The sequence below is a fragment of the Asanoa sp. NPDC050611 genome, assembly GCF_040654855.1.
Lineage (GTDB): Bacteria > Actinomycetota > Actinomycetes > Mycobacteriales > Micromonosporaceae > Asanoa.
In genome coordinates this window covers 1-5167 of record NZ_JBFAIU010000445.1, presented here as the reverse complement: position 1 = coordinate 5167, position 5167 = coordinate 1, and the positions used below count along the sequence as shown (strand labels likewise).

At 71.7% G+C, this 5167-nt stretch carries 5 protein-coding genes; 1 reads left to right on the top strand and 4 read right to left on the bottom strand.

Going from position 1 to position 5167, the window contains the following annotated elements; genetic code table 11:
- Nucleotides 1-490 (bottom strand): MarR family winged helix-turn-helix transcriptional regulator (locus AB0H87_RS37670; protein WP_360157229.1); only part of this gene is annotated, 490 nt, incomplete at its 3' end.
- Between the two features lie 111 nt (nt 491-601).
- Here AB0H87_RS37670 and AB0H87_RS37665 point away from each other — a divergent pair.
- Entirely contained in the window at nt 602-2347 is a 1746-nt protein-coding gene (locus AB0H87_RS37665; RefSeq protein ID WP_360157226.1) for an ABC transporter ATP-binding protein, read from the top strand.
- Nucleotides 2348-2362: 15 nt separating this feature from the next.
- On the opposite strand, the gene AB0H87_RS37660 is transcribed toward AB0H87_RS37665, so the two are convergent.
- From AB0H87_RS37660 to AB0H87_RS37650, 3 genes are read right to left on the bottom strand one after another with little or no spacing between them, the layout of a single operon-like run.
- On the bottom strand, nt 2363-2680 hold the full coding sequence (locus AB0H87_RS37660; RefSeq protein WP_360157223.1) for a hypothetical protein: 318 nt from the start codon (nt 2678-2680) through the stop codon (nt 2363-2365).
- A 57-nt stretch (nt 2681-2737) separates the two neighbouring features.
- A complete protein-coding gene (locus tag AB0H87_RS37655; RefSeq protein ID WP_360157221.1) occupies nt 2738-3715 on the bottom strand; it encodes a dihydrodipicolinate synthase family protein in 978 nt (325 codons plus the stop codon).
- The gene (locus AB0H87_RS37650; protein WP_360157217.1) at nt 3709-4689 is read right to left on the bottom strand and encodes an isocitrate lyase/phosphoenolpyruvate mutase family protein; all 981 of its coding nucleotides are present in this window, start codon (nt 4687-4689) and stop codon (nt 3709-3711) included. The genes AB0H87_RS37655 and AB0H87_RS37650 overlap by 7 nt, the downstream gene beginning before the upstream one ends.
- Nucleotides 4690-5167: the final 478 nt, after the last annotated feature.

Genomic DNA, 5167 nt, shown 5'->3' with positions numbered 1-5167 from the left:
CGACACCGTCGACGGCCTTGGTCTCGCCGAACTTGTAGTGCAGGTCGCGCACTTCCACAGCGGGCGTGCTCATGCTTGTCTCCCTGCTGGTTCGGTGCAGGATGCGGCTCAGATGGTCGCGGTCGGCGGGGGAGAGGGACCCGAAGAAGCGTTCCGCCTCCGCGGTGCGGGCCGTGCGGATCGCCGTCGCGGCCGTCTCGCCGTCCGCGGTCAGGGCGACCAGGGTCGCGCGGCGGTCGGCCGGGTCCGGGTGGCGCTCGACCAGGGTGCGGCGCTCCAGGTCGTCGACCACCTCGGTGGTCGAGCGGGGGGCGATGTGCAGCTTCTCGGCCAGGTCGCCCAGGCGCAGCGGGCCGTGGTCGACCAGGACGTTGATCGCCCGCCACTGGGCCGGCGTCACGTCCCAGGGGGCCATCGTCTGCCGGTTGAGGTGCCGCAGGCGCCTGGCCACGCCCCAGAAGGCCTCGGAGAGGCTCTCCCCTTCGTCCACGGGGAATACCGTACCAACAGATCTGGTTGTACCCTCATGTTGAGGTTACCTCAGCATTTCCGAACTCGGGAGGACCAACGGATCTTGCCTGCACATGACCGCGGCCAACGCGTGAGCGAGGCCGAGAAGACTCAGGCGCGCCAGGTGTCGTTGCGCCGGATCGGGCGGCTCTTCGGGCCGCACCGCTGGCCCCTGGCCGTCGTCACCCTCATCATCGTGGCGTCGTCGATCATCGCGATGGCGTCGCCCTTCCTGCTCCGTGCCGTGATCGACCACGCCCTGCCGCGGCAGGACCTGCGGCTGCTCATCTGGCTCGTGATCGGCATGATCGGCGTGGCCGCCGCCACCTCCGCGCTCGGCGTGGTGCAGACCTGGATCTCCACGGCTGTCGGCCAGAAGGTCATGCACCGGCTGCGTACGAGCGTCTTCAGCCACCTGCACCGCCAGTCCGTCGGCTTCTTCACGCGGACCCGGACCGGCGAGGTGCAGTCCCGCATCACCAACGACATCGGTGGCATGGAAGCCGTGGTCACCACGACCGCCACGTCCATCGCCTCGAACCTCACGACGACCATCGCCACCATCGCCGCGATGGTCGCGCTCTCCTGGCAGCTCTCGATGGTGTCGCTGGTCGTGCTGCCACCGGCGATCTGGCTGACCCGCCGCGTCGCCCGGATGCGCCGCGTGATCACCGAGCAGCGCCAGCGCGAGCTGGCCGACCTCAACGTGACCATCGAGGAGGGCCTGTCGGTCAGCGGCGCGCAGCTCTCCAAGACGCTCTCGACCGGCGCCGCGCTGGTCGACCGGTTCACCGCCTCGTCCCGCCGGCTGATCGACCTGGAGCTGCGCTCCGAGCTCGCCGGCCGCTGGCGGATGGCCTCGATGAGCATCATCTTCGCCGCGATCCCCGCGCTGATCTACCTCAGCGCCGGGCTGCCGTTCAGCCGCGGCGCGCTGAGCATCGGCACGCTGGTCGCCTTCACCGCCCTGCAGGGCGGCCTGTTCCGGCCGCTGATGGGCCTGCTCAACGTCGGCGTCACGCTGACCAGCTCGCTCGCGCTGTTCCAGCGGATCTTCGAGTACCTGGACCTGCCGGTCGAGGTCGACGACCCCGCCACGCCGCGCACCCTGGGCCGGGTCGAGGGGCATCTGCGCCTGGAGAACGTCAGCTTCACGTACCCGGGCAGCGCCGTTCCCGCTCTTTCCGGTGTCTTTCTCGACGTGCCCGCCGGGACGTCGCTCGCCCTCGTCGGCGAGACCGGTTCCGGCAAGAGCACGCTGGCGGGGTTGATCGCGCGGCTGTACGACCCGACCACCGGCAGCGTAACCATCGACGGGGTCGACCTACGCGACCTGCGGCTGGCCGACCTGGCCGGGATCGTCGGCGTGGTCAGCCAGGAGACCTACCTGCTGCACACGACGATCAGGGAGAACCTGCGGTACGCCAAGCCGTCGGCCACCGACGCCGAGCTCGAGGCGGCGGCCCGGGCGGCGCAGATCCACGACGTGATCGCCGACCTGCCCGACGGCTACGACACGCTCGTCGGCTCGCGCGGGCACCGGTTCTCGGGTGGTGAGAAACAGCGCATCGCGATCGCGCGTACGCTGCTGCGCGACCCGAAGATCCTGGTCCTCGACGAGGCGACCAGCGCGCTGGACACCTCGACGGAACGGGCCGTGCAACGCGCCTTCGACGAGCTCGCGCAGGGCCGGACCACGGTCACGATCGCGCACCGGCTCTCGACGATCCGCGACGCCGACCAGATCGTGGTGCTCGACCACGGACGGATCCTGGAGTCGGGTACGCACGACACGCTGGTCGACTCGGCCGGCCGCTACGCCGCGCTGGCGGCCTGATCCTTCGCTGGCTCGCTACGACTCCTCGTAGCGGGTCGGCGGGAACGGGTTGTCGTCGCTCAGCGGGCGGGTCTCGCCCTCGTCCTCCTGGCGCGCCGCCACGCCCTCGATGTCCTCGATCGTCGACGAGTCGCTCAGGTCGGTCGGCACCGGGTCGTCGGTGGCCGGCGGCACGTCGTCCGGGTCGTAGTCGACCGTTCCGGCGTCGACGCGCTCCTGCTCCGTCCGGCGCGCCAGCTCGTCGTCGTCCAGCCGGTCGGGCGCGCCACCGTGGAACCGCCGGTCCCGCTGGCCCTCGGCCGCCTCGGTGGTGAAGTCCTCTTCCCTAGCCATTCATCCAGTCTTACTCCGGCCGGGGCGGGCCCGCCCGCCGAACCGGCCCATCGGCGCTCACAGCGGGTCGAGGCCCGCCGCGCGGAGGTTCGAGATCGCGTCGCCCACCTCGGCCTCGCTCGGTGCCGGCACGGGTACACGCGGCGTCCCGCCCGACTGCCCGTACGCCCGGCGGATGGCCTTGATGAGGCCGAGCGGCGTCTTGCCCTCGCGGAGCACGGCACCGTGCGCGAACTCGCCGGCCTGCATGATCCAGCCGAGCCGTTTCTGCGCCTCGTGCCACTGTCCTTTCTCGACGGAGACGAAGAACTCGTGGAGGTAGGGCTGCCGCGGCGTCTGCAGGAACAGCGCGCGGCTGGAGCCCATCAGGACGTCGGGTGCGACCTCGGGATAGAGCATGCGGGCGACCAGGAAGTACTCCTCGACCGGGCTGGTGACCATGACGTCCCGACCGATCGCTGCGAGGGTCTCGAGGAAGAGGTCGAGCCGGACGGCGCCGTCGAGCAGGAGCGCGATCTGCGGGCGGGCGGCCAGCTCGCGGAGCAGTGTCAGGCTCATCTCGTAGCCGACCTCCGACAGGCCGGTGTTGTAGACGCCGAACGGTGCCGGCACGCGGCCGAGGACGTAGTCGAAGAACGCGAGCACCCCGCTCTGCCCGCGCGGCCCGAAGAAGGGCGGCCAGAGCATGATCATCCCGGCACCGGACTCGGCGGCATGCGACGCCAGCTCGACGGCGTCGTCGGGGGCCGTGTGCGTGGCGGAGACGGCGACGGGCACCCGGCCGGCGACGGCGTCGAGCACGATCTCGGCGAGGCGCTTGCGCTCCGGGATCGTCAGGAGCCAGAACTCCTGCCAGACGGAGCCGACGTAGAGGCCGCCGACGCCGGGGAGGCGCAGCGTGTACTCGACGTCGTTGCGGACCGCGGCCTCGTCGATCGCACCGGTGTCGGTGTAGGGCGTGAACATCACCGGGACGTAGCCGGACAGGTTGGTCCGCGCCCATCGCTTCTCGTCGGTCGATCCCATTGTCACCATCGGTTCTCCAGCCATTGGCCGACGCCGGTGAGCGAGGCCAGGTCGACGGGTGTCAGCAGCGACATCGGGCCGGGCTCGTCGGCGAGCACGGCGGCGATCTCGTGGGTCATGCCGGTGACCGCGGACGAGATGAGCAGCTGCGACATCAGGTACAGGCCGAAGCCCAGCCGCCGCGCCTCCGTCACCGGGAGGTGGCGACCCGTGGGTGAGTGGGCCACGACGCGGTTCGCGGGCACCCGCTCCAGCAGAAACGCGTAGGCGGACATCCGCCGCTCACGGTCCGCCGGGGTGTCGGGATAGTTCAGATACCGGGTCATCAACGGGAGTACGAGGTCAGCGCCGGCGTCCAGATAGGACTCACAGCGGGCCCGTGCCTCGTCGACGGAGTCCCTTACCGCGTCCGTCCGGACGATGACCGTCGTCTCCCGGCCCACCTCCCGGCGGACGGTCGCGACCTCGCGGCCGACCTCGGCCATGGTGCGCAGGGGGCGGTCCTTGCCGAACCCCTGACGGTCCTCCATGACGAACCCGGCGGCGCCGGCGGAGAACGCGTCCGCGGCCCGCTCGCCGGCGCCGCGGTTGCCCTCTAGGCCGGTCTGCCCGTCGACGATCACCGCGAGCCCGGCCGCGTCGACCAGCTCCCGCGCCCGGTCGAGGTACCGCTCCCACGGATCGTCCGGCGCGTGCGGTGCGGGCGCGTCGGCGGCCTGGAACCCGAAGGGGGTGAGGTAGGCGGCCTCGATCCCGGCGGCCTCGAGCACCCGGGCGCCGACCACGTCGTAGCAGCCCGGCGCCACGACCAGATCCCCGCCGCTCAGCGCGTCCCGCAACATGGCCCGCGGCACCGGCGCCACATCCACCCCGTCCACGGCACTGCGATGCTGATGCTCCTCGGCCCTCAGCTCTCGCGGCTCCTGTCCATCACCGATGCGGGCGCCGGACGTCCGCGCGGTCACCAGGTCGTCACCGAGCACTTACGGAACGCTACGCTGCTGCGGCTCTGGCTCGCCATGAATGGGACAATTTAGGACCAGTGGTAACCGCCACGTCGTCCTGTCCGGCGCGTGCCTGTCCTGCGCGGCGCAGGGGTTGTTCTGGTGTGCCCGGCGCGGCAACGGCGGTGGCGCGTAGCGGTTGGGCGGGAGGGTCGTGGGCGGCCTTTGTTGGTCCGGGTGGTCGCCCGGGCGCGGCGACGCGGCGGTGGGCGGTTCGCGGCCGATGTCGCGGCTGGTGCAGGCGATCGCGACGACGCCCGCGTGGCCGCGGCGGGGAGACCGCCGGCGGCCGGAGTTGCTCCGCGCGTCGCCCTGAATGACCACGTCTGCGCCCTCGGCGTGGCCGGCACCTGGCGCGGCCAGCGTGCCGGCACCTGGCCCGACCGGCGTGGCCGGGACCCGGGCGTGGCTGGCGAGGTTGACCTCCTGCGGCTGGCCGGTGCGGACCCGTCCCCGC

What these genes read in the sequence shown, in the direction of transcription:
- AB0H87_RS37660 (WP_360157223.1), bottom strand. Translation starts at nt 2,680, where the DNA reads ATGGCTAGGGAAGAGGACTTCACCACCGAGGCGGCCGAGGGCCAGCGG.
- AB0H87_RS37655 (WP_360157221.1), bottom strand. Translation starts at nt 3,715, where the DNA reads ATGGTGACAATGGGATCGACCGACGAGAAGCGATGGGCGCGGACCAAC.